At 39.4% G+C, this 241-nt stretch carries 1 protein-coding gene; it reads left to right on the top strand.

Translation table 11 applies throughout. The features are described 5' to 3' along the window. Positions 1–49: 49 nt before the first annotated feature. A partial coding sequence (locus tag AAEY79_RS16210) for a hypothetical protein (RefSeq protein ID WP_352289767.1) occupies positions 50–241 on the top strand: 192 nt, incomplete at its 3' end.

Here is a 241-nt window from a genome sequence, read left to right as displayed (position 1 = left end):
GAACCAAATAGCGTCATTATCACTCAATGGACAGACAGATTGAGTGGGGATGATGCTATATTTTTTGATGGGTTCTTTAGGCTGGCTAGTAGTGATTACCTTACTAGTAATTATGATTGCCCTTTATATTAGGCTGCATCAGCAACTGGCACAATTGCGGCAAGATATGACGCAGTTAAAGAGCAAGCTTGAACAGCAAATAATTGAGCAAAAAAAGGAAAATGCAAGCTCAACTCAACAC

Origin of the sequence: Psychrobacter sp. GW64-MNA-CIBAN-0177 (genome assembly GCF_040309585.1) — a bacterium.
Taxonomy (GTDB): Bacteria; Pseudomonadota; Gammaproteobacteria; order Pseudomonadales; family Moraxellaceae; genus Psychrobacter; species Psychrobacter okhotskensis.
Note: the sequence above shows the minus strand (reverse complement) of the source record. Positions and strands in the feature narration are given on the sequence as shown.